The organism is Pseudomonas sp. JV449 (assembly GCF_032424295.1).
GTDB lineage: Bacteria > Pseudomonadota > Gammaproteobacteria > Pseudomonadales > Pseudomonadaceae > Aquipseudomonas > Aquipseudomonas marginalis.
This window is the reverse complement of record NZ_VYKD01000003.1, coordinates 567,340-589,198: the sequence shown is the minus strand read 5'-3', so window position 1 is coordinate 589,198 and position 21,859 is coordinate 567,340. Positions and strand designations below refer to the sequence as shown.

The following is a 21,859-nucleotide window of genomic DNA, read 5'->3' as shown; positions in this document are numbered from 1 at the left end:
GCATGGATTGGCAAACCTTAGGCAGTACGCCGTTTCTGCCACCGTTGTATTGGCGGGCAGCGCTCAAGCGCAAGATCACCGGCAACACGCTGCCCGAGCAAGGCTTGCGCTGTCGGGTAAGCGTCGACCCCAAGCAGGTGGCGGCGTACCGCCAGGTCTGCGGGTTTACCGAGAGCCCCATGCTGCCGGCGACCTATCCGCACATCCTGGCATTCGGTCTTCAGATGCAGTTGCTCACCGATAAGAAGTTTCCCTTCCCTCTGCTGGGATTGATTCACCTGAGTAACCGTATCCGCATCCATCGCCCACTGGGCGGAGTCAGCGAATTGTCCATCGGCGTGCACACGCAGAACCTCAGGCCCCACCCCAAGGGCGCGACCTTTGAAGTGGTCACCACAGTTGAAGACTCTCTCGGCCTGCTGTGGGAAGCCGAGAGCCGAATGCTGTGCCGGGGTGTAAAGCTCGAAGGCGAAGCGACCGATGATGCCCGTCCCAGCCCTGCCGAGATCAGCGAATTGACTCGCTGGAAGGCCCCAGCCGATATCGGCCGCCGCTACGCACGGGTGTCAGGAGACTACAACCCGATCCACCTCAGTGCGCCGACCGCCAGACTGTTCGGCTTCCCCCAAGCCATCGCCCACGGGCTGTGGAACAAGGCGCACACCCTCGCCGCCCTGGGTGAACACCTGCCTGCGGCCAATATCGAGATAGACGTGGAGTTCAGGAAGCCCGTGCGCCTGCCCAGTGAAGTCAGGTTACTGGCCAGCGCCGCCGGTTCCAGCGGCGAATTCTTATTGAAAGGCGCGGGTGACATCGAGCATATGCTGGGTAAATGGCAGCCCATTGCATAAAAGCGACTGATAAATTGTATATATACACCCTAAGTGATAGCGGGCCTTTTCAGGCTCGCTTTTTATATGCAGGTTTTTGATTTTAAACATATATACATCCAGAAACATCATGCCCTATACCTTTGGCATTAGTCGCTTAAACGGTACAACCCAGCCGTATATAAATCATTAATACCAAGTTGAGCATTGAGAGAAAGAGCGCCCGGGCCTGTTATAGCCACACGGACAAACGCATCGCTATCCGCAGAAATAGCCAGCGTTTGAGACAACTCAGGTTGTACAGGTGCAAGGAACTCAATCATGAAGACTCAAGTCATGTTCTGGAAAGCAAGTACCACGCTGGCACTGGCAATCGCACTCACACTCGGCGGTTGCAGCAGCGGTGGCGGCGGACATCACAGTGGGGGCTCTACTTCCTCGGATACTGCTGCTGGCGGTGGCGGCAGCGGTGGTGGCGGTACAGACGGTGGCGGTACCGGCACAACCAGCACCCTGGTAACGGCCAGCGTGGCCGACACCCTCGGCGATACCGTGACCGACCTCGGCGGCACCGTCAGCAGCCTGGGCACTACCCTTGGCAGCCTGCCTATCGTGGGTGCAACCACGCGCAGCCTGGTGCGTGCTACCGGCAACGCCGTCAGCAGCATCGGCGAAGGCCTGTCGGATGGCCTCGGTTCACTGGGTACCGACAGCAATGCACTGGGCAACACCGTCGCGGGCGTGGCCGACGGCGTCTCCGACCTCGGTGCAGGCGTGACCGCCACCGGCCAGAACGTCGCCACCTTGCTGGGGCACGTGCCGGTGGTCAGCGGCGCGGCACCGGTGGCAGGCAACGTCGTCGGCAAGCTCGGCAATGCCGTGACCATGCTCGGCGACACCCTCAGCACCGCCAGTACCACCGGCCCGCTGGGCTCGGCCACCCATACGCTTGGCGCAAAGGTATTGGTCCCGGTGGTGTCGCTGGTGGAAAGCACCACCGCTAAAGTCGGCAGCACGACCGGCCTGGACAGCCCCGTGGGCGGCCTGCTGCAAAAGCTCGGCGATACCGTCGATAGCCTGGGCAATCAAGTCGCCGACACCGGTGGCAGCGGCAACCCGGCGACCGGCGCCGTGGGCGGCGTGCTCAATGGCGTGGGTACCGTGGTCGGCAAGGCCAGCGGCTATGTCGACGCCACGGGTAACAGTGGCGGCAGCAACCGCAGACCGGGCCTGGCGGAACTCATCGGCGGCGTGATAGCGGGCGCCGGCAGCGGCCTCAATGCCGGCAGTAGCAACGGTCTGGTCAGCGCCACCGGCGTCACCGGTGTGAAGGCGGGCACTACCGTGGCATCCCTGGGCACCCTTCTGGGCGGCAGTGGCGTCCCCAACACCGCCGCAGGCACTCCCATTGCCACGTTGACCAGCCAGGTCGGCGGCGCGTTGAACCCCGTCACCAGTGGCGTCACCCGCCTCACTCAAACCGTCGGCAATGCCACCGGCCTGGGCACTCCAATCAACGGCCTGGCCACCAACGCCGGCGGTGCCGTCAGCAGGCTGGGCAGCCAAATCACCAGCACCAACGCCAACCCGGTCATCAACGCCTTGGGGGGTACCGTCAACGCAGTGGGTGGCACCGTGGCCTCGGTCGGAGGATTGGTCAGCGGCGGCCCCAACACCGGTGGTGGTTTGCTCGGCGGCGGCCTGGCCGTGACGACCTCCGCGGGTGCCAGCACCAGCACGAATGGCGGTGCCCTGGGCGGGCTGCTGGGTGGCCTGACCGGCAGGAAATGATTGCACCTGGCCGATTAGACGGCCTCACCTACAGCGCCTACGCTTGGTTGAGACGAGAGACCAGCTAAGTCTCTCGTCTTTTTTTCATGGGTCAATGATCGACCCCTGAAAACACCCAGACCGCGCTCCCCGAGCCCGACGGGAACCTGCAAAACGCTGCAGCAGTTTTGACCATGGAGTGTCCTATGCGCGCTTTGACACCGTTGTTACTGCTCACCCTCAGTGCTTCCGTCCACGCCGACCCCCTGCCCAGTTTCCTCAATAGCAACGACACCGTCCGCAACCTGCCCGTGCCTAACCTGCCCGCCGACGCGTATCGACCGGCGCCCCCGCAGACCCGACTGCCCGCCCCTGCTGCCAGCGCGGAGCAGCCGTTGCTGATGGACACCAAGGTGACCATTCGAAAGCTGCAGATCGACGGCGGCACGGTCTACCCGCTCAAGGACGTCGCCCAGGCATTCGAACCGCTGATCGGCCATGAAACCAACCTGGCGCAATTGATCGAAGCCACCCGCAGCATCACCCGCCGCTACCAGGAAGATGGCTACCTGCTGTCCTACGCCTTCCTGCCGGAACAGCGCTTCGACGGCGGCCTGGTGCATGTGGTGCTGGTCGAAGGCTATATCCGCGATTACCAGCTGCAAGGCGACATCGGCCCGGTTTCGTCCTACGTCGACAAACTCGGCGAAAAACTCAAGGCCGAACGTCCACTCACCCGTAAGACGTTCGAGCGTTACACGACACTGATGAGCGCCATCCCGGGCGTAACCTTGCAGGCCCAGGTACCGCCGCCCGCCACCACCGACGGCGGCACGCCGATGCACATCACCGCCAGCCGCAAACCCTTCACCACCAGCATGAGCCTCAACGAGGCCAGCCGAGGCGGCACGCAGGCGCTGCTCACCGGCACCGGCAACTCCTGGACCTCCATGGGCGAACAACTGAGCCTCAGCGGCCTGTTCCCGCCCGGCGACGACAAAGAACATTACTACCGCGCAGCCTACAGCCAATTCATCAATGCCGAGGGCACCCAGCTCACGCTGGCGGGTGAACGCTACCGCGCCGATCCACGCACCAGCCTGCAACTGGGCGAAGGCCTGGAGCTCAAGCCACACCAGGAAATCGACCGCTACGCCATCGGCTTCAGCCACCCGCTGATCGCGTCGCCCAACGAGTCATTGAACCTCGGCGCGCGCTACTATGCCGTCGACCAGACTACGCGCTACAAGCTCGAAGGTTTCCCGCAACGCCTGGCGCTGCAAACAGACCTGCGCGCACTGGCGTTCGAAGGCGATTGGCGCAAGGCCGACACGACCCAGTTGCGCATCCTCAGCGCCGGTGTGTACCAAGGCATCAACGGCATGGGCGCCAAGACCCGCACAGACTTCGGCGGGCTCAAGCCGGACCTCGACTTCTTCCGCCTGCGCCTCTCCGGCGTGCAGAGCAACAGGCTCTTCGATAACTGGCAAGGTGTACTCTCCGGCGCACTCTACTGGAGCCACCACGACCTGCCCGACAGCGAGCGTGCCACCTTCGGCGGGCAGAATTTCGGCCGTGGCTACCCCGATGACCAGGGCTCCGGCGACAAAGGCTGGGGCGTGGCGTATGAGATCAACTACAGCTACAACCGTGCTGGCGAGTGGGTGCGGATCCTGCAGCCCTATATGGTGCTCGACCGCGCCAGGGCCTGGTTCAACGACCTGCCGGTCAAGGGCAGCGATATGTCATCGGCGGCCCTGGGCCTGCGTTTTGGCGACGCCAGGTACTACAACATTTCCGTGGAAGCGGCCAAGCCGATGGCAGATGTGGCGCGGGATAACTTCGACCGACGGCCGCGGTATACGCTGAGCTTCACTTATCAGCTGTGAATGAGCGCTTAATACCTGGAGTGAGAGAGAGGAAACAGGTTGTTGAGCGTATCGATCAGGCGCACCAGATAGATCGGCTTGCGGAACAGGTCCAGCACCTGCAGGCGCAGCATGTCGCTGACGTCATCCATCTCGGCATGGCCGGACATCACGATCACCGGCAGGTGCGAGCGCGAGGTGTGTTCGCGCAGGCGCTTGATCAAGGAAATGCCGCTTTCCTCAGGCATGCGCAGGTCGGTAATGACCAGGGCGATATCCGGATGCAGTGTCAATTCTTGCAAGGCGAAGGTCACGGAGGTGGCGGTAAAACAGACAAAGCCCTCGTGTTCGAGGGATTCGGCCAGCTCAACCAGAGCATCCTCTTCGTCGTCCACCAATAGTATTTGTTGGCGAGACAAAGAAGATGTGCTCATGGCCGTACCTGGAAGAATGGGGTAATTGAAGAATAGCTGCTGCAACTTGGCAGTCAGGTCGCCGTTGGCAGCTTGGTAGCGATCGACGTGAAAATTCCACTTATCTTGGTGCCCAGGCCGGTTCCGGCACCCACAATGACAAGGGCCACCAGCGCCACGATAATGGCGTATTCAATACCTGAAGCAGCCTCTTTGCGTTTGAAGAACAGTTGTATCTGAACATATAACTTCAACATCAGGTCAAGGAACATACGACTTCTCCCTAATACGCCACTAAAAGCCAGTACGGCTCTAGCACGATGTTTGCGACGTGCAATTAGAGCATTGCCAACAAACCTCAGCCTCACAACTGTAAGAACTCATTAATCACAAAGTATTAGTCGTCGGTGCATGCCTGACTACCCGGCTGCAAATAGCGTTCAAATAAAATTTTATCCGTGACAAATGGCGTTTCGTCCTGGCTGAGCTACCTTCAAATAGCCAAATCGTTAGATGTTCATCACAGCCAGGTTGCGAATTAGTTCGTTTGGATTGACGAACAGGTAGTGCAACGGGAAAGGGAGAGCCGTCATGAACAGTCGCATCAGCATGGCCCTGGCCGCTGTGCTGCTAATCGGGGCATTGATTGCAGGGTACTGGGGGCTGGTGTTGAGCCGCCAACCGGAGCCCGTCGCAACACCTGTCATTTCTGCCGAAAAGCCCACTGCTGTCGTCGAAGACCAGACCCGCCAACCAGTGGTCGTACTGGCGCATGACGTCCCTGCCTTCGTTGCACTTACCGCTGCCGACCTGGTCGTGGAAAAACTCCGCACGGTGCCCGCCGGCAGCCTGACGCGGCTGGACCAGGCCATCGGCCGCCAACCACTGCGCGCACTGGGAGCAGGTACCTGGCTCAGCGAAGAAAGCTTCAGCGCCGGCGGCCCGCTTGCCCGCATGATTCATCCCGATGAGCGCGCATTGGCCGTGGCCGTCGACGAGGTGATCGGCGCGGCAGGCCAACTGAGCCCCGGCGACTATGTGGATGTGCTGCTGTTCCTGCGCCAGGATGCTGGCAACGCGGAGCAGTCGGCACAAATCGTCCTTCCAGCCCTGCGCCTGCTCAGCGTCGGTGACCAATTGGGCCTGGCCAACGATGGCTTGCCGGCCGTGCCGCCCGCCGCCACGCCCGAGGAGCGCGCCCAGGCTGCCCAGCGTCGCGCTGCTGCACGCACCGTGGTGTTGGCCGTGCCGGAGCCTCTATTGAGCCGCCTGATGCTGGCGTCGCAAGCCGGTACCTTGCGCCTGGCCGTGCGCAGTGCCGAGGAGCAACTGCTCAGCCAGTACTGGGCCGGGGAAAACGACGCTTCGGACAAACTGGCCAATGCCAATCGTGACCTCTACCAATTCACCCAGCTTGCCCTTGTGGGACCGCCCAAAAGCGTCGCGCAAATCAGCGGCGCACCCGCTGTACGCCGGGGCGTCGAGGTGATTCGCGGCGCGCAGGCCACTGAACAAACCCCGTGATTGAGCAAGGATGCCTTGAATGAGCCATCGCTACGCCCTCATGTTCACGCCAATTGCCTGGGCCTTGATGCTGACAAGCCTGCCAGCCGCCATGACCCTGGCGGCACCCGGCAATTGCAGCGCCCTGGGCCAGTTGCCTGCCGTGGTCGAGGTGGGCGAAGGCTTGCAACAGGAGCTGCAATCGCCGGTGCCAATCACCCGCCTGGCGATTGGCGACCCGAAGATCGCGGATGTGCGCGTCAATGGTGACCGTCATTTCCTGCTGACCGGCGTCGCCAGCGGCGCTACCAGCCTGATGGTGTGGACTGCCTGTACCAAGGCGCCGCGCCAGAGCATGGTGTTCGTCAAGGGCAAGGCCACGTCGGCACTGACCAGTTTGTCGCGGCCACCCTCCGAAGACCCATTGCTGCCCAGCCAGGTGCAGACGGATATACGCTTTGTAGAAGTCAGCCGCACCAAGCTCAAGGAAGCCAGCACCCAGTTCCTGGGGCTGAGCAACAATTTTTTCCTCGGTAGCCCCAACCTTCTCTCCCCGGCAGAAGGCGTGTTCAAACTGCCGGTGAGTGCCGAGTCTTTCAATGTCGGTTTTGGCGGCGGTCGTGTCAAAGCGATGATCAACGCCCTCGAGAGCAGCGGTTTTGCCTACACCCTGGCGCGTCCCAGCCTGGTAGCGCTGAGCGGCCAGAGCGCAACCTTCCTGGCCGGCGGTGAAGTACCTATACCCGTACCCAGCGCCGGCAGTGACACCATCTCCATCGAATACAAGGAATTCGGCATTCGCCTGACCCTCACGCCGACGGTGATTGATCGCAACCGCATCACCCTCAAGGTAGCGCCGGAGGTCAGCGAGCTGGACTACAGCAACGCCGTACAGATCCAGGGCATCCAGGTGCCGGCCCTGACCGTACGCCGCACCGACACCAGCGTGTCCCTGGCCGATGGCGAAAGCTTTGTGATCAGCGGCCTGATCAGCACCAACAACCGCTCCAGCATCAGCAAGTTTCCGGGGTTGGGCGATATCCCGGTCCTGGGTGCGTTTTTCCGCGACACCAATATCCGCCGCGAAGAAAAGGAGCTGCTGATGATCGTCACGCCGCATCTGGTGCAACCGCTGGCGGCCAACGCTCAGCTGCCTTCCTTGCCCGGCGAAAAACTGCGCAACTATGACCCCAACTGGTACCGCCTGTTTTTCCTCGAAAACGGTAATTTCGACCGCCGCAGTGGACTTTCCCAATGAGCGATAGCTTGAGCCAGACGTTCCTCGCCATCACTCGCAACACCATCGACCTGGAGTGGCTGCAGGGTGCCCTGGCGCCCCTTGGCCAAGTCGTGAGCGCTGGCACCGGCAGCCTGGACGAGCTGCTGGCGCTGGTCGACGTGACCTTTGCCAACCTGGTCTTCATCGGCCTGGACCGTGAAAACCTGGTGGCCCAGAGTGCGCTGATCGAAGGCGCCCTGGAGGCCAAGCCGATGCTCGCCGTGGTCGCCCTGGGCGACGGCATGGACAACCAGTTGGTACTCAACGCCATGCGGGCGGGCGCCCGGGATTTCGTCGCCTACGGCTCACGCTCCAGCGAAGTGGCCGGCCTGGTGCGCCGCTTGAGCAAGCGCCTGCCGACCATCACCCCCAGTGCACACTTGGGCGGCCTGACCGTTCTGTTTGGCACCCAAAGCAACGCGGACGGCGCGATGCTGGCGACTCACCTGGCCCTGGTGGTGCAAAAAAGCGGCCAGCAGACCCTGCTGCTGGATCTGGGCCTGCCACGCAGCGACAGCCTGGCGCTGCTGGGGCTGGAGAGCACCTTCAACTTCGGTGACGCGTTGCGGCATTTGCGCCGCCTCGATACCACGCTGATCAACAGCGCCTTTACCACAACCGTGGATGGCCTGCGCATCCTGGCGTATGCCACCGGCGACGAACCGCTGAAACTGACCAGCGCCGCCGAGCTGTACATGCTGCTCAGCGCACTGCGCCAGCACTTCCAGCACATCGTCGTGAACCTTACCGGGCAACCGGACAGCGACGCACTGCGCACCTTTGTCGGCCACTGCGACAAACTGCTGTGGTGCACCGACCAGAACGTACTGGACTGTCGCCGCAACCTCGCGGTGCTCAATCGCTGGCGCGACAAAGGCATGAAACTCGACCACGCCAGGCTGGTGGTCGACCGTTATATCAAGTCCTGCGTACCAGACACCGACACCCTGGAAAAAAGCTACGGCCTTGAGTGCATCGCCGTGCTGCCGCTGAGCGCCGAACTGCGCCTGAACGTAAAGAACCAGGGCCAGACCCTGTTTGCCCTGGCCCCACGTGAAGCGTTGAGCCAGGCCGTGCGCACCTTGGGCGAACGCCTGGCGAAACGTTCCGAGGGCTTGGAAAAACCATCAATGCGTTGGTTCGAACGCATCCTGGGGACGGTGCGATGAACGGCGAGAAACTCTTCGGCGGCCCGGCCCGCAGCGGCGGCAACACGGATCACGATGGCTTGAAGCTGGTGCTGCATCGCTACATCATCGACGCTATCGAGGAGTCGGGTAAGAACCTGCTTGAAGACACGCGCCAATCCCTGGCGCAATTTGTCGTCGACAAGGTGTCCGAGTACATCACGCGCATGCGCCTGGCGATCTCGCGCTATGAGATGGAACGCCTGGCCGAAGAGATCGTCGACGAACTTACCGGTTTCGGCCCGCTGGAGGTGCTGCTGCGCGACCCTTCGGTCACCGAAATCCTGGTCAATGGGCCGCACCGGGTGTTTATCGAACGTGAGGGCCTGCTGCATCAGAGTGACCTGCGTTTTATCGACGACCATCACGTGGAGCGCGTGATGCAGCGCATCCTCGCGCCGTTGGGCCGGCGCCTGGACGAATCCTCGCCGATGGTCGATGCACGCCTGCCTGACGGTAGCCGGGTCAACGCGATCATCCCGCCGATTGCCCTGGATGGGCCATGCCTGTCAATCCGCAAGTTCCGCAAGGACATGCTCAAGAGCAGCGACCTGGTTGCCATGCAGACCATCGACCAGAGCATCTTCGAGTTTTTCCAGGAAGCCGTCGGCAGGCGCTGCAATATCCTCATCAGCGGCGGCACCGGCACCGGCAAGACTACGTTGCTCAATATTCTCAGCCAGTTGATCAATCCCCACGAGCGTCTGGTGACCATCGAAGACGTTGCCGAATTGCAACTGGGGCATCCCCATGTGGTGCGCCTGGAAACCCGCCCGCCCAATGCCGAGGGCCACGGTGAGGTCAGGTCCAGCGACCTGATTCGCAACGCCCTGCGGATGCGCCCGGACCGCATCATCCTGGGGGAAATCCGTGGCGTGGAAGTGCTCGACGTAATGACGGCCATGAACACCGGCCACGACGGTTCCATGAGCACCGTGCACGCCAACAATGCCCAGGATGCGTTGCTGCGCCTGGAAACCCTGGTGGGCCTGACCGGCCGCGTGATCGCGGAAAAAACCCTGCGCCAGATGATCTGCGCCGCGCTGGATGTGGTGATCCAGCTGACGCGCATGCCCGATGGCCGTCGTTGCGTGAGCGAGGTGGTGGAAGTGGTCGGTGTGCGCGATGACGTGTATGTCACCAATACCCTGTTCCGGCTGGACCGGCGCACCGGCGTCGGTTTCCTGCGCGAAGCCATCAACCCGGCCGGCGATAAGTTGCGCCGCGCCACAGCCATGCCGCTGTAGGGAGCGCCTGATGACCGGACCTGTATTGCTGCTGGTTTGCCTGTTGCTGATCGGTCTGTCGTTCTGGCTGTTTCAGCATGGCCTGCGCAAGGCCCGGACCAGTCGCGTGCTGGAGCGCCTCGGCGATGGCCAACCCGAGGCACAGGAGCAGCCCGGCACCTGGACCGGCCTTGAGCGCATGTTTCTGCGCGCCGGGCTGGGCAAACCCAAGGAACGCCTCGGCCTGTGGCTGAGCGCGTGGGTGGTCGGCGCCCTGCTGGGCTACTTGGTCGCCGACGGGCTGGGCCTGGTGTTGATGGCCCTGGGCCCGCCCCTGGCATTGCGTGCGTATATCGCCTGGCGTTACCAGCAGCGGGTGCAACGCATGGTCGAGCAACTGCCGCAGTTGTTGGACCATAGCGTACGCAGCCTCAAATCCGGCCGCACCCTGGCCGACGCGGTATTGGGCGGTATCGAAAGCGTGGAAAACCCGCTCAAGCACGCCATGGGCCGCATGCAGCGCAACGTGCGCCTGGGGGTGAGCCTGCCGGATTCGGCCAGCGACTTCGCCGATTTCTACGAACAGGACGAGTTCCGCCTGTTCGCCCTTGGCCTGAAGGTCAACCACCGCTACGGCGGCAACGCCAGCGAACTGCTGGAAAACCTGATCAAGATGATCCGCGAGCGGGACCAGGGCGCCCGGCAACTCAAGGCGATGACGGGCGAGACCCGCATGACGGCCTACGTGCTGGGCGGTTTGCCGATCCTGATCGTGGGCTACTTCATCATGGTCAACCCTGGCTACTTGATGACCATGTGGAACGATGACACGGGGCGCTCCCTGCTGTTCGGCGCACTGGCGATGGACCTGACGGGCACCTTTGCCATGTGGCGCATGCTGAGGAGTGTGTGAGATGGCCCTGATGGTCAGCCTGTTGCTGGCACTCGCCGCCATGGTACTGGTGGGCGGGCAATGGCTCGAACATCGCCGTCGTGATCGCCGGGTCGTTGAGCGCTTGCAAGGGCGCAGCGCCAGCGATGACAAACTTGGCACGTTCATGCGCCAACTGGGCGCAAGCACGCTGGCCCAGCGCTCAGTCAGCCTGGATAACGAGACCCAGGTCCTGCTCAACCGGGTCGGTTGGCGCAAGGCCAGCCAGCGCTCGCTGTTTGCCGCCTTCCAGATCGGCGTGCCTGTCGCGGCGATGGGCCTGACCCTGCTCGGCCAGCAACTACTTTTCCCTCACGCCAGTCCCGCCTGGATTGCCCCGGCGGTCGCCCTGGGCATCGGCTACCTGTTGCCAAAACGCGTGCTCGCCGCTGCCGCCAAATTCCGCCAGCAGCGCATCGCCAAGGAAATCTCAACCTTCATTCCGCTGCTGCGCATCCTGTTCGAGTCGGGCATGGCGATTGAACAATCCCTGCGCGTGATGGCCAACGAAGCCCAGCGCTTGCTTCCAGACCTGACCCACGAATTGCGCCTGATCCTGGCACGCGTCGACTCCGGCCTGGAACTGAGCGAAGAACTGGGCAAGACCGCGCGCATATTGGAGGTGGATGAGTTCACCGACACCTGCATCATCCTCCAGCAATTGATCCAGCAGGGGGGTGGCGCGATGAAATCCCTGCTGACGCTCAAGCAATTGCTCGACGACCGGCGCCTGACCCGCATGCAGGAATACATCTCGAAAATGTCGGCCAAAATGTCGGTGGTGATGATGGTTTTCCTGTTTCCCGCCTTGCTGATCGTGCTCGGCGGCCCCGCCTTTATCGGCATCGCCCGCGCCTTGAGCCAATTCTGAGGACCACCTTGATGAAACCACTGATTGCCGGCCTGACCCTGCTGATGCTCGGCGGATGCGCCACCAACGGCCACACCCCATGGGCCGCGTTGACCGCGCCGGGCAGTTGCGCCAAACCCAGTGCGGAGCAGGAACTGACGCTGAACCTGTCCGATGACCTGGCCAACGAGGGCAAGCTGCACGCCAGCCTGGCCAACCTGCAGAACCTGCCCGACAGCTTGCCCCAGGTGCGCCAGCGCCAGGCCCGTAACTTTCGCTTGCTGGGCCGCAGTGAGGCCGAACCCTTGTATCGCAGCCTGCTGGGTACTTGCATGACCGCCGAAGGCGAACATGGGCTGGGGCAACTGGCAGCGGCCAAGGGCGACCACCCACAGGCGATGGCTCACCTGCAAAGGGCCGCGCGCCTGGCGCCCACCGATGAAAAAATCCGCAATGACCTGGGCGTGGTGTACCTCAACCAATTGCGCCTGGAAGACGCGCGCTTTGAGTTCATGACGGCTATCGAGCTCAAACAGGGCGACACGCTGGCTGCGGTCAACCTGGTGACCTTGCTGATTTATCAGGATGACTGGGGGCAAGCGGCCAGAGTGGTCAGCCAGCTGGGCTTGAACCCCGGCCAGGTCACCGAGGCACAGGCCCGCGCGGCCCGGCTCAAGCACTCAGCCAGGACCGCGCGCAACGTCGCGACGGCCGCCGATGCCCTGCCGGTGAGTATCAAGTAAGGAGTCGATGATGAAAGCCCATTACGTTGTGTGTCTGGCGCTGCTGCCATTGAGCGCCTCGGCTATTCCACCGGGGCCTTCGTCCCCGCAGCAGGCCGAAACGGAAAACTGGATGGCGTTGCAGGTCGATGGGCGGGCAGCCTCGCCGACACCGCAGAGCACCACCCCGGCAGAAAAGGAGCAGGCATTGCAGCGTTGGCTGGACAGTCACAAGCACCCGATTCCGGAGTTCTTTGAAACCAAGTCGGAGGCGGGCGGCAAGAGCCAGTGAACCCCGTGCGTCAGTGCGCACTCACCTGCTGGCGCATCGGCGAGTGGCTTGGCGACAACGCCAGCGCCAACTGGGTGCGGTTGTGCATATGGGTCAGGCGCAACACCTGGGACACATACAGTTTGACGGTGTTTTCGGTGATGCCCAATTCGCAGGCGATCTGGTAATTGGTCTGGCCCTTGCCTACCAGCCACGCCACCTCCATCTGACGGGGTGACAGCTGGTTGAAGATGGATGGAACCTGCGCCGCTCCGGCGTCTTGCCGCCCCTCGCCGTCAGCCTCCTGCAGCGGGCCGCGCCGTACCTTGTCGAGGTCCTGGTACAAGTCATTGATGGATTCGGAAAGGTACTGCAGTTTCTGGTTCAAGTGCCCCAGTTGCAGCTCCTTTTGCCGCTCTTCCAGCGCCGCTTCCTGGCGCTGCAGGCCCTCGAGCAACTCATCGAGGTTGATCGGCTTCTGGTAGTAATCCGAGATGCCCGCGCGCAGGGCCTTGATCACGTCCTGTTTGTCGGCACGCCCGGTGAGCATGATGGCCTCGAACGCACGCTGCTTGCCGGCGATCTTCTGCATCGACTGCACCAGCTCGATCCCATCCATGTCCGGCATGTGCAGGTCACACAGCACCAGGCCGACCTCGGCGTCCTCGCTGAAACGCTGCAAGGCCTGGCGGCTGGATTCGCACGGGACGCAGTGGTAGCCACTGCTTTCGAGGAACTCGCAAAGCTCCTCAACGATCAGCGGTTGGTCATCGACCACCAGCACTTTTACAGCCGATTTCAGCTTGTTCACACGCGACTCCATGCCTGGCAAGCCAAAAGACTGACCTATCCGTTTGGACGAAGAATCCTATACATCCGTTCCATAAACGTAGACCTACTTTCCGACTCTGTACATAGCAATAGAGGCATTGTGCGACTAAAGGGTCCATACCCCATACAGCACAAAACCCGCGAATAAAAACGCGGCGAAAGGCTGCTTGGCAGGCGGGCCTTGCACCCGATCAGCAGCGCGCGGACCGAGCTGTTGACGAACGACCAACCAGCCGACCAGGGTGATGGCGGCACCGATCAGGGACCACAACACATGATCCACCGTGGTGGCCAGGCCCAGCGCCGCGAGCAGCTTCACGTCGCCCGCACCGAAGCGGTCCAGCGCATAGCCCGGCAGGGTGAACAGCAGCGCCAGGGCAAACGCCAAGAGACCGGCGCTCGCCGGCGCGCCCAGCCAGGTGGCACCTGTGCACAACAGGTATAACAGCGCCAGCAACGCCACGCCCAGGGTCAAGCCATTGGCGATCTGTCGCCGGCGAATATCCTGCACCGCACAGACTCCCAGCCAGATCACTATCACTACGCCATGAATCACGTAAAAAACGTTCCTTTTCGCTGAATGATTCTATGCTGATATCGAGTCGTAGACGTCAGGGTAGACGCAGTCATGAAAACAGGCCTGCCGGCAAAGCAAAAAGGGGCTGCGGCGATCGAGTTCGCCTTGGTCTTCGGGATCTTTTTTGCGGTGTTCTATGGCTTGATCAGCTTCAGCCTGCCGCTGCTGTTGATGCAGTCGTTCAACCAGGCAGCGGCCGAGGCCGTGCGCCAGGCCATGGCGGTAGACCCGGTAGCGGCAGGATCGGCCTACCCCACCCTTGTCACCCAGCGGGCGAAAGATGCGGTAGCGGCGCAATTGAGCTGGATCCCCGCCAACTTCCAGTTCCAGCCGTCCTTCATCAGCGCCACCTACACCGGCACCACGCTGACTGTCACGATCAAATACCCCTCCTCCAACCTCTACTCCGTATTCCCGGCGCTGGTGGTGCCAGGCATTGGCACTGTGCCGAACCTGCCGACCAACCTTTCGGCCAGCTCGAGTCTTCAGTTTTGACTGCGGGGAATAATTTCTTCGAGCGCCTGCGGGGCCGTGTCGGCACCCAGGCCTTCGAGGCGCCCACTGTCCCTGCGGCAGGGCTGCGCGTGTTATTGGATCATCAAGGCCATGTGGTGGACATCAGCGGCACACTGCGTTCGCAACTCGCCATGCCCGTCGCGGGTGAAGCACGGCCGCTGCTGCGGGAGTTGCTGTGCGCCAGCAGCGCCTTGAGTATCGAAGGCAGCCCTGCCGACTGGCAACGCCATACCCTGGACCTGGACTTCCAGGGCTCTGCCGGCCAGGTCCTGCCCACCCGTGGCTGGGTCGAGCCGGAGGGCGACCGCTGGGTGCTGCACCTGCTGGACATCGGCGACTTGCTCGCCGGCCGCCACCTGGCTGAACAGCGCGAGCAGAACCACCAACTCGCCTGCAGGATGAGCGAACAGTTGCGAGTGTGCAGCCTGAGTCGCCTGCCCGAGACGTTCAACGAGCAACTGCGCAGCCTGGCCCAACGCTGGCGTATCCCCTGTGTGGCCCTGGCATTGCTCGATGAAGCCAACCAGGGTTGGCGGATCTACAGCCAATACACCGCTCACGACGCCCCGGGCTTGTGGCAAACCGGCCAACATCTGGGGGCCAGCCTGGACAGTGTCAACGGCAACGCGCTCCTGAGCCTGGCCCACGGGCGCATTGACAACCCCCGCCTGCAGAGCATTTTCGGCGATATCGACGGTTTGCTGGTGCCCTACCGTGACAGCCAGGGCGTGGCAGCCTGGTTGCTCTGCGGTTTCTACGGCGGCGAACCGCACACCCGCGAACGTGACTGGCTGGACCTCACCGCCGCACTCGCCGCCCCGCTGCTGAGCCGCCTGCGCGAACAACGCAGCCATCAGCAACTGGAGCGCATGGAGGCCCTGCAAGAACTGCTCGGCACCGGCTGGTGGGAACTGCTGCCCGCCACCCAGGAGATCCAGCTCGCCCCCCAGTTGCTGCATAGCCTGGGCCAGGAACACGGCGCCACGCGCCAGGCACTGGCCCTCTGGCTGGAGCTGATCCACCCCGCTGATCGCCAGGAACTGCTCAGCCACCTGCAAGACCTGCAGGCACTGGACAAACCCCTGCTGACCAGCGTGCGCCTGCCAGGCAGTGACGCGGACCACACGCCCATCTGGTATCGCGTGCAGGGCCAGGTACTGGGCGTGGGCGACAACCGGCGCTGGGTCGGTTTCATGCTCAACATCAGCGACATCAAGAACCAGCAACTGCAAGCCGCCGCCGCCCATGCACGCCTGGATAACCTGATCGCCAGTTCACCGGCGGTGATCTACGTGCAGCGCTATGTCGGCGGCGCGCTGCACCCGGTGTTTTTCAGCGACAGCCTGTTGCCGCTGCTGGGCTGGAGCCTGGCCGATTGCAGCCACGACGGCCTGGCCTCGTTGATCCATCCCGAAGACCGTGAGTTGTACTTCCAACGCACCCGTCAATTACTACGCGAAGGGAATGTACGCAGCCGCTACCGGGTGCGCGACACCCGCGGCGACTACCATTGGCTGCTCGACGAGGCCAAGCTGCTGCGCGATGACCTGGGCCTGCCGGTGGAGGCCGTGGGGCTATGGCTCGATGTGACCGACGCGACCCTGGCCGCCGAACAGGTCAGGCAGAGCGAAGAGCGCTACCGCATCCTGGTGGAAGACTCGCCGGCAATGATCTGCCGTTATCGCCCGGACCTGACCCTGACGTTTGGCAACACGCCGCTGGCCAACTACCTGGAGTGCTTGCCCGCGCAACTGCCGGGGCGGCAATTGGACGCGTGGCTGTCGGATGAACAGCGCCAGGCATTTATCCAACGCATCCGCCGACTGACCCCCGAGTTTCCGGTGAGCACCGCCGAAATCAGCCTGCAGCTGCCCGGGCGCGAACATGCCTGGTGGGTATGGTCCGACCGTGGTGTGTTTGATGAACAAGGTCAACTGGTGGAGGTGCAGGCCGTGGGCCGCGACAACACCGAAGTGCGTCGCTCCCAGCAGCAACTGACCCAGAGCGCCAAGATGGCGACCCTCGGCGAAATGGCCACGGGCCTGGCCCATGAGATCAACCAGCCGCTGAACGTGATGCGCATGGCGATCGTCAATGTGCTCAAGCGCCTGGCCAACGGCGACGCGCAGATCGACTACCTCACCGAAAAACTCAAGCGCATCGACACCCAAGTGCAACGCGCGGCGAGGGTGGTGGACCATATGCGCGTGTTTGGCCGCCGTTCGGAAATCGAACAGCAACCGTTCGACCCAGCGCAAGCCGTGGAAGGGACCATATCGCTGCTGAGTGAGGGCCTGCGCGGCAAAGGCGTGGACCTGCGCATCACACCTGCAGACTTCAGGGTGCAGGTCAAAGGTCATGTCGACCAGCTTGAGCAGGTGTTGATCAACCTGATGGTCAACGCCCGCGATGCGCTATTGAGCCAGCGCGAAACAGCCGCGCAATTGCGCCCCTGGATTGCACTGCACTGCGAGCACGACAGCCGGCATGTGCGCATCTGGGTCGAGGACAACGGTGGCGGCATCGACCCACGATTATTGGAGAGGATTTTCGAGCCGTTTTTTACCACCAAGCCGATTGGGGTGGGGACCGGCCTGGGGCTGTCGGTAAGCTACGGGATCGTGGAAAACATGGGTGGGCGCTTGAGCGTGATCAATGGCGAGGAAGGCGCACGGTTTTGTGTGGAACTGCCGGTGGTTCAGATCACCAGGTAGGCGCGGCCCATCTGACACGTCAGGTTGGCGCCGACTTCGGCGTTGCCCAGGTTGATGCCCAGGGCCGGGAGCAGCGTGTTGACAATGGGGTCGAGCAGCGGTGACAGGACGTCCTGGACAAGGGTGACCACCGCGCTGGTGATGGTAGCCAGGGCCGTCGTAACAGTGCCGTTCGCCGCACCGGGTGTGCTGCCGCTGGGCGGTACGTAGGTAACCTGCAGGCCGCTCAGGGTTGCTCCCAGGCTATTGACGATATTGGCGGTGCCGGTTGGACTTTTGTAGGTCGGCGCGGCATTCATATCGGCGACCGGTAAAAACAGCAACGAGCTGGTCTGCGCTGCCACGGTAGACAACGCCTTCACATTCAAACCACCGCCTACACCCGCTGTACGCGTGCCGCATATCAGCGACAGCACAATGCAGTAGCGCTGGCCAAAATCGATCAGCCTGACCGGCTGCACGGTGACTGGCGCCGATGATGAAAACGCGGTGGCAGGGTCGACATAGCCCACGCCCAAGGTAGCCATGGCGGTGGTGGCCTGCACCGTTAGCGACTTTGTGGCCGGCGTGGCACAGCTGTAGTCCGTCACTTGGCTCTGCGCACTGGCCGCTTCGATGTAGATGGACAGTGATTGCGTGATATCCACGTCGGTGACGTTACACGCCACCAGGCACAACACGCCGCCCACCACTGCCGGGATGTTCAGGTTCAACAGGCCGCCGACCACCTTCGACACCGGTGTCGCCAACCCGGTCAGGATTGATGAAACCCCCGACACCAGCTTGATGATCGGCGCATCCACCGTAACCAATGTGCGCACTTGCGCGGTTCGGACAACAATCTGATCCGTCTGCGGGTTATTCAGAAGCCCCGCCTTGGCCTTCGCCGGATTACCGATCGCCGACAATTGCGGCGGCTCGATGACTTTGGTCTGGATCGAGACATTGCCCACCAGGGGAATATTCACCTGAGCGGCCGCACTCACCGCACTCTTGCTATTGGACAGCTGCGCAACGGCCTCCAGCAATTGAAACAACTGCACATTGGTATTCAACGCCGCGGCCGGTGTTCCGCTGGCAACCTTCAGCAGGTCTGCGACTTTCAGCAGCTGGGTATTGGGCGCGATGGCTTTCAATGAAATCACATCGTTGATGACCGCCGTCGCCACCGCGCCGTTTTTTTGCAGCACCTTTACCGCGGCATCGATCAACTGGTTGGCGGATACGGCGGCGTTGAGCAGCGCATCGTAGTCACCCGCCGTCACGTTCAGCTCAATCGCCAACTGATCCAGGTAGCCGAGCAGGTTGACGTTCGTCGCCAGCAAGCCATTCCAGCCCGCCGCCGTCAGCGACAGGCTGCCGCCCAACAGGTTGCCAATGACCATGTTCAATAGCGGGGACTTCGCCGAATCCACCGTCGCCAGGTTGCTGCGAATCGTCAGTTGCGCCACTGGCGGCGCGTACGCGGCCACGGCGGTGGCACCCAGGGTCATCTGGGTGGACGCCGGCGTACCGCTGAACATATTCCAGATACCGGTGGCGACGCTGGTTACTACGCTGCGCGTCGCCACTACCCGAATGGCCTCGTTTTTGCTGGCGTCGGCGCTGAATACGCGGATGTTGCCGGCATTGGTCGTCAATGTGCCGCAGGTCACGGCCAGGCCACGACTGCTGTCGCCGGCAACCACGGTGAAGCCATTGCGCGCAGCGTTCTGCACGGCATAGTCGTTGGCGCTGGTGGTCGGGCTGCACAGGCCACCACGCCCGGCGGCCTCCAGGGCGGCGGTGTCGGCAATGGACTGCAGCTTGCGCTTTTCCAGGTAGAGGCGGCCGCTGTCCACCGCCAGCAGCAGGAACACCAGCGCTAACGCCAGGGTGCCCGCTGCCATCAAGCCAATCGCACCACGCTGCCTGCAACCGAGTCGGGGAGACATCAGGCACTCCTTAGCGCTTACTCTCCGTGTTGCCGTGGAGTGTAGACAAGGCTTGGCAGGTGCGCCGGCCGGTCGCTGCAAACGGTCAGTGCGGTGGGTAGCTGGAGAGGATGCGGGTCACCGTCGTGCGAATCGCGTTATTACGATCCTGGGGGTTGGGCGTGCTGCTCATCATCTGTTCATCACTGCCGCGCCACACCAACTTGCCGTCCTTGCCGTCGAGCAGGTCGATCTGGATGGTCGCCACCTTGTAGGTGATGTTGCGTGTTTCGTTGTACATCGGCGCGCCCCAATAGCCGTTCCACGGACCACCCCAGGCGCCGCCATAGTTGGTGGTGACTTGTTGCTGGCGGTCTTCGACGATCAGGTAGGCCTGCACGTTCAGGTCAGCCCGGGTGCCTGCGGCTGCCGGGCGCAGGCCGCGCTGGTCAAGCTGTTCACCCACGGCCTGGCGGATGCGTTGTTCGGTGAGGTCGCTCTTGATCCGCGGATCATCGGGGCGGTATTGCAGCGCCGGGTCTTTCCAGGCCCAGTTGCGGTAGGCGCCGAAGTCGCGGCTGGCATCAAAATCGTGGTTGACCTGGCTGGTCTGGCAACCGCCCAGCAGCACAACAAAAGCTAGCGTAGCGATACGACGAAACATGGTTGATCTCCAACAAGGGACCGGGCTTTAGATGAGAATAGCTGTTAACTCGGAGGATAGGCGGTCATCGCCTTTTGCACGGCCTGGCGCAACGCATCCGCGCGCTCGCTGAGGCTGCCCTGGCTGCCGGTTTCCGCGCTGGCACTCCACACCGGCTGGCCGCTGCGGGCGTCGAACAGATTAACCCGCACCACCACCACTTGAACTTCATAGGTGCGCACGATCGGCACCGAGTTGTACATGCCGTAGCCCGGGCCGTAGCGGTTATAGCCGCCGTATCCGTAGCCGTAATCGTCCCGGACCTGCTTGAGACGCTTCTCCAGGCGTACATCGGCGCTCACCAGCAGGTCCGCCGGGCGGTTGTCGTGCAAGGGCCGCAGGCCGCGCTGGTCGAGGGCACCGCTGACCGCTTCGGCGACCTGCGCCGAGTCCGCCCAGGCCGTGCCGGCCGGGAGCTGGCCGTTGCGCCAGGCCCAATTGCGGTAGGCGCCATAGTCGCGCACCGGTGCCGGGTAGGCGCTGGCGTCGAAGGTCGTGGCCGCCTGCGCGGGCGCCGGTGGCATGGGCGCAGAAGCCGCCACATAAGGGTTGGGGCTGGAGCAGGCGCCCAGCCCGAGGGATAACAGGATCAAACAGAGACGACGCATTTCGACCTCCGCAGACTGGGCCGCTTATACCGGACGGCAGATCCAGTGCAAATAACGCCCAAGTCCGGCAAAGCTTGGGTGACGACGGTGAGCGAGCTCCATCTCTACAAGGTCCTTCAAGTCGGCGCGGGCCTGGAATTCCACCGGCATATAGTCGTGGAATACCCGCACGCCACTTTGGCTTTCGACCTGCCAAAGCCCTTCGAGTTGCGCCGCCAGCTCGCGCGGGTCGAGGGGCTGTTGCGGGGTCAGGCTCTGCTTTTCGCCGGCCATGTCGTTCTTGCGCATCTTGCGGAAATGGCCTTTGAGCAGGTTGCGATAAATCAGTGCATCGCGGTTGTAGAAAGCCAGCGACAACCAGCCACCGGGCAGCGTCAGCTGGTGCAGCACCGGCAGGATACCGTGGGGTTCGGCCAGCCATTCCAGCACGGCATGGCACAGCACCAGGTCGTAGGGCTCGGTGAGCTGGCCGAGCAGATCTTGCCAGGGCGCATGAATGAAGGTGGCGCTCTGTCCGGCTTCGGCGAAGCGCTGGCGCGCGCCTTCGAGCATCGGGCCGGCGGGTTCGGCCAGGGTCACCTGATGGCCGCGCTCGGCCAGCCACAGCGACATATGCCCCAGGCCCGCGCCGATATCCAGCACGCGCAACGGACGCTCCGGCAGGGCCTCAGCCAGGTCGGCCTGGAGCACAGCCAGGCGAATCGCGCCTTTTGCGCCACCGTAGATTTTCTCGGCGAAGCGCGTGGCCAATTGGTCGAAATGCCGGTCACTCATGGGCAAACCGCCGCTCGCTGTCGGCCAGTTTGGCGCGCACCACCTCGTTCATGTCCAGGCCCAGCTCGCTGCACAGCAACAGCAGGTACAGCACGATATCGCCCACTTCCTGGCCGGCGTGGGCAAGTTTGTCGGCGGGTAACTGGCGGGACTGGTCTTCGGTGAGCCACTGGAAGATTTCCACCAGTTCGGCCATTTCCACGCTGGCGGCCATGGCCAGGTTCTTCGGGCTGTGGAATGGCTTCCAGTCGTTGGTATCGCGGATGCGGTGCAGACGTTCGGTGAGGTGTTCGAGGTTCATGGGGGGCTCCTGAATGGGTATAGCTTCAGGGGGATGGAGAGTGAAGGCAAGTGAATAGCGGCGGTGCGACGA

The 21,859-nt window shown here is 62.7% G+C and carries 23 protein-coding genes; 13 read left to right on the top strand and 10 right to left on the bottom strand.

Annotated elements, in window-relative coordinates; genetic code table 11:
- Positions 1–2 precede the first annotated feature (2 nt).
- Positions 3–851 (top strand): MaoC family dehydratase, encoded by an 849-nt coding sequence (locus F6S08_RS04020; protein ID WP_065925536.1) that lies wholly within the window; start codon positions 3–5, stop codon positions 849–851.
- 128 nt (positions 852–979) lie between these two features.
- Here F6S08_RS04020 and F6S08_RS04015 read toward each other — a convergent pair whose 3' ends face one another.
- Positions 980–1,153: a hypothetical protein gene (locus F6S08_RS04015; RefSeq protein WP_155954386.1), complete on the bottom strand. Its 174-nt coding sequence runs from the start codon at positions 1,151–1,153 to the stop codon at positions 980–982.
- Between F6S08_RS04015 and F6S08_RS04010 the strand changes: the two genes are divergently transcribed.
- Both F6S08_RS04010 and F6S08_RS04005 read left to right on the top strand, forming a co-directional pair.
- Positions 1,152–2,621: a collagen-like triple helix repeat-containing protein gene (locus F6S08_RS04010; RefSeq protein ID WP_137211571.1), complete on the top strand. Its 1,470-nt coding sequence runs from the start codon at positions 1,152–1,154 to the stop codon at positions 2,619–2,621. The two genes, F6S08_RS04015 and F6S08_RS04010, sit on opposite strands and share 2 nt — an antisense overlap.
- Before the next feature lie 185 nt (positions 2,622–2,806).
- The gene (locus F6S08_RS04005) at positions 2,807–4,489 is read left to right on the top strand and encodes a ShlB/FhaC/HecB family hemolysin secretion/activation protein (protein WP_315871305.1); all 1,683 of its coding nucleotides are present in this window, start codon (positions 2,807–2,809) and stop codon (positions 4,487–4,489) included.
- An 8-nt stretch (positions 4,490–4,497) separates the two neighbouring features.
- On the opposite strand, the gene F6S08_RS04000 is transcribed toward F6S08_RS04005, so the two are convergent.
- Entirely contained in the window at positions 4,498–4,902 is a 405-nt protein-coding gene (locus tag F6S08_RS04000; RefSeq protein WP_027607967.1) for a response regulator, read from the bottom strand.
- A 53-nt stretch (positions 4,903–4,955) separates the two neighbouring features.
- Positions 4,956–5,153, bottom strand: a complete 198-nt coding sequence (locus F6S08_RS03995; RefSeq protein ID WP_065947179.1) for a Flp family type IVb pilin — start codon at positions 5,151–5,153, stop codon at positions 4,956–4,958.
- A gap of 319 nt (positions 5,154–5,472) precedes the next feature.
- Between F6S08_RS03995 and cpaB the strand changes: the two genes are divergently transcribed.
- The 8 genes from cpaB to F6S08_RS03955 are packed head-to-tail and all read left to right on the top strand — an operon-like array spanning position 5,473 to position 12,871.
- On the top strand, positions 5,473–6,405 hold the full coding sequence (gene cpaB, locus F6S08_RS03990; protein WP_065925539.1) for a Flp pilus assembly protein CpaB: 933 nt from the start codon (positions 5,473–5,475) through the stop codon (positions 6,403–6,405).
- A 19-nt stretch (positions 6,406–6,424) separates the two neighbouring features.
- Positions 6,425–7,642, top strand: a complete 1,218-nt coding sequence (locus F6S08_RS03985; RefSeq protein WP_315871304.1) for a type II and III secretion system protein family protein — start codon at positions 6,425–6,427, stop codon at positions 7,640–7,642.
- Positions 7,639–8,832: a pilus assembly protein gene (locus F6S08_RS03980; protein WP_065947176.1), complete on the top strand. Its 1,194-nt coding sequence runs from the start codon at positions 7,639–7,641 to the stop codon at positions 8,830–8,832. Before F6S08_RS03985 ends, F6S08_RS03980 begins: the two co-directional genes overlap by 4 nt.
- Positions 8,829–10,097: a CpaF family protein gene (locus tag F6S08_RS03975; protein ID WP_065925542.1), complete on the top strand. Its 1,269-nt coding sequence runs from the start codon at positions 8,829–8,831 to the stop codon at positions 10,095–10,097. The genes F6S08_RS03980 and F6S08_RS03975 overlap by 4 nt, the downstream gene beginning before the upstream one ends.
- Positions 10,098–10,107: 10 nt before the next feature.
- Positions 10,108–10,989, top strand: coding sequence for a type II secretion system F family protein (locus F6S08_RS03970; protein WP_315871303.1), 882 nt, complete (start codon positions 10,108–10,110; stop codon positions 10,987–10,989).
- 1 nt (position 10,990) lies between these two features.
- Positions 10,991–11,878, top strand: coding sequence for a type II secretion system F family protein (locus F6S08_RS03965; RefSeq protein ID WP_027607974.1), 888 nt, complete (start codon positions 10,991–10,993; stop codon positions 11,876–11,878).
- A gap of 11 nt (positions 11,879–11,889) precedes the next feature.
- Positions 11,890–12,600: a tetratricopeptide repeat protein gene (locus F6S08_RS03960; RefSeq protein WP_074848671.1), complete on the top strand. Its 711-nt coding sequence runs from the start codon at positions 11,890–11,892 to the stop codon at positions 12,598–12,600.
- Positions 12,601–12,610: 10 nt separating this feature from the next.
- Positions 12,611–12,871, top strand: a complete 261-nt coding sequence (locus F6S08_RS03955) for a DUF3613 domain-containing protein (RefSeq protein ID WP_027607976.1) — start codon at positions 12,611–12,613, stop codon at positions 12,869–12,871.
- Positions 12,872–12,881: 10 nt separating this feature from the next.
- On the opposite strand, the gene F6S08_RS03950 is transcribed toward F6S08_RS03955, so the two are convergent.
- Entirely contained in the window at positions 12,882–13,661 is a 780-nt protein-coding gene (locus tag F6S08_RS03950; RefSeq protein WP_065947172.1) for a response regulator transcription factor, read from the bottom strand.
- 126 nt (positions 13,662–13,787) lie between these two features.
- Positions 13,788–14,237 (bottom strand): prepilin peptidase, encoded by a 450-nt coding sequence (locus F6S08_RS03945; RefSeq protein WP_315871302.1) that lies wholly within the window; start codon positions 14,235–14,237, stop codon positions 13,788–13,790.
- Positions 14,238–14,309: 72 nt separating this feature from the next.
- On the opposite strand from F6S08_RS03945, the gene F6S08_RS03940 reads away from it, so the two are divergent.
- Positions 14,310–14,753: a TadE/TadG family type IV pilus assembly protein gene (locus F6S08_RS03940; RefSeq protein WP_065925547.1), complete on the top strand. Its 444-nt coding sequence runs from the start codon at positions 14,310–14,312 to the stop codon at positions 14,751–14,753.
- Entirely contained in the window at positions 14,750–17,488 is a 2,739-nt protein-coding gene (locus F6S08_RS03935) for an ATP-binding protein (RefSeq protein ID WP_315871301.1), read from the top strand. The genes F6S08_RS03940 and F6S08_RS03935 overlap by 4 nt, the downstream gene beginning before the upstream one ends.
- Here F6S08_RS03935 and F6S08_RS03930 read toward each other — a convergent pair.
- The 5 genes from F6S08_RS03930 to F6S08_RS03910 all read right to left on the bottom strand — a co-directional run bounded on the left by F6S08_RS03930 (position 17,473) and on the right by F6S08_RS03910 (position 21,787).
- Positions 17,473–19,422 carry a pilus assembly protein TadG-related protein gene (locus F6S08_RS03930; RefSeq protein ID WP_315871300.1) on the bottom strand — a complete coding sequence of 650 codons (1,950 nt, stop codon included), beginning with the start codon at positions 19,420–19,422 and terminating at the stop codon, positions 17,473–17,475. The genes F6S08_RS03935 and F6S08_RS03930 overlap by 16 nt on opposite strands.
- Before the next feature lie 85 nt (positions 19,423–19,507).
- A complete protein-coding gene (locus tag F6S08_RS03925) occupies positions 19,508–20,065 on the bottom strand; it encodes a DUF4136 domain-containing protein (RefSeq protein WP_065925550.1) in 558 nt (185 codons plus the stop codon).
- Between the two features lie 44 nt (positions 20,066–20,109).
- On the bottom strand, positions 20,110–20,712 hold the full coding sequence (locus F6S08_RS03920; protein ID WP_065947169.1) for a DUF4136 domain-containing protein: 603 nt from the start codon (positions 20,710–20,712) through the stop codon (positions 20,110–20,112).
- Positions 20,713–20,736: 24 nt separating this feature from the next.
- Positions 20,737–21,486, bottom strand: a complete 750-nt coding sequence (locus tag F6S08_RS03915; protein WP_315871299.1) for a methyltransferase domain-containing protein — start codon at positions 21,484–21,486, stop codon at positions 20,737–20,739.
- On the bottom strand, positions 21,479–21,787 hold the full coding sequence (locus tag F6S08_RS03910) for a MazG-like family protein (protein ID WP_058423592.1): 309 nt from the start codon (positions 21,785–21,787) through the stop codon (positions 21,479–21,481). The genes F6S08_RS03915 and F6S08_RS03910 overlap by 8 nt, the downstream gene beginning before the upstream one ends.
- Between the last annotated feature and the right edge of the window lie 72 nt (positions 21,788–21,859).

Excerpts from the sequence above, each read along its gene's own strand:
- F6S08_RS04020 (WP_065925536.1), top strand. The coding sequence starts at position 3 with ATGGATTGGCAAACCTTAGGCAGTACGCCGTTTCTGCCACCGTTGTAT.
- F6S08_RS04010 (WP_137211571.1), top strand. The coding sequence starts at position 1,152 with ATGAAGACTCAAGTCATGTTCTGGAAAGCAAGTACCACGCTGGCACTG.
- F6S08_RS04015 (WP_155954386.1), bottom strand. The coding sequence starts at position 1,153 with ATGATTGAGTTCCTTGCACCTGTACAACCTGAGTTGTCTCAAACGCTG.
- F6S08_RS04005 (WP_315871305.1), top strand. The coding sequence starts at position 2,807 with ATGCGCGCTTTGACACCGTTGTTACTGCTCACCCTCAGTGCTTCCGTC.
- F6S08_RS04000 (WP_027607967.1), bottom strand. The coding sequence starts at position 4,902 with ATGAGCACATCTTCTTTGTCTCGCCAACAAATACTATTGGTGGACGAC.
- F6S08_RS03995 (WP_065947179.1), bottom strand. The coding sequence starts at position 5,153 with ATGTTCCTTGACCTGATGTTGAAGTTATATGTTCAGATACAACTGTTC.
- cpaB (WP_065925539.1), top strand. The coding sequence starts at position 5,473 with ATGAACAGTCGCATCAGCATGGCCCTGGCCGCTGTGCTGCTAATCGGG.
- F6S08_RS03985 (WP_315871304.1), top strand. The coding sequence starts at position 6,425 with ATGAGCCATCGCTACGCCCTCATGTTCACGCCAATTGCCTGGGCCTTG.
- F6S08_RS03980 (WP_065947176.1), top strand. The coding sequence starts at position 7,639 with ATGAGCGATAGCTTGAGCCAGACGTTCCTCGCCATCACTCGCAACACC.
- F6S08_RS03975 (WP_065925542.1), top strand. The coding sequence starts at position 8,829 with ATGAACGGCGAGAAACTCTTCGGCGGCCCGGCCCGCAGCGGCGGCAAC.
- F6S08_RS03970 (WP_315871303.1), top strand. The coding sequence starts at position 10,108 with ATGACCGGACCTGTATTGCTGCTGGTTTGCCTGTTGCTGATCGGTCTG.
- F6S08_RS03965 (WP_027607974.1), top strand. The coding sequence starts at position 10,991 with ATGGCCCTGATGGTCAGCCTGTTGCTGGCACTCGCCGCCATGGTACTG.
- F6S08_RS03960 (WP_074848671.1), top strand. The coding sequence starts at position 11,890 with ATGAAACCACTGATTGCCGGCCTGACCCTGCTGATGCTCGGCGGATGC.
- F6S08_RS03955 (WP_027607976.1), top strand. The coding sequence starts at position 12,611 with ATGAAAGCCCATTACGTTGTGTGTCTGGCGCTGCTGCCATTGAGCGCC.
- F6S08_RS03940 (WP_065925547.1), top strand. The coding sequence starts at position 14,310 with ATGAAAACAGGCCTGCCGGCAAAGCAAAAAGGGGCTGCGGCGATCGAG.
- F6S08_RS03930 (WP_315871300.1), bottom strand. The coding sequence starts at position 19,422 with ATGTCTCCCCGACTCGGTTGCAGGCAGCGTGGTGCGATTGGCTTGATG.
- F6S08_RS03925 (WP_065925550.1), bottom strand. The coding sequence starts at position 20,065 with ATGTTTCGTCGTATCGCTACGCTAGCTTTTGTTGTGCTGCTGGGCGGT.
- F6S08_RS03920 (WP_065947169.1), bottom strand. The coding sequence starts at position 20,712 with ATGCGTCGTCTCTGTTTGATCCTGTTATCCCTCGGGCTGGGCGCCTGC.
- F6S08_RS03915 (WP_315871299.1), bottom strand. The coding sequence starts at position 21,486 with ATGAGTGACCGGCATTTCGACCAATTGGCCACGCGCTTCGCCGAGAAA.
- F6S08_RS03910 (WP_058423592.1), bottom strand. The coding sequence starts at position 21,787 with ATGAACCTCGAACACCTCACCGAACGTCTGCACCGCATCCGCGATACC.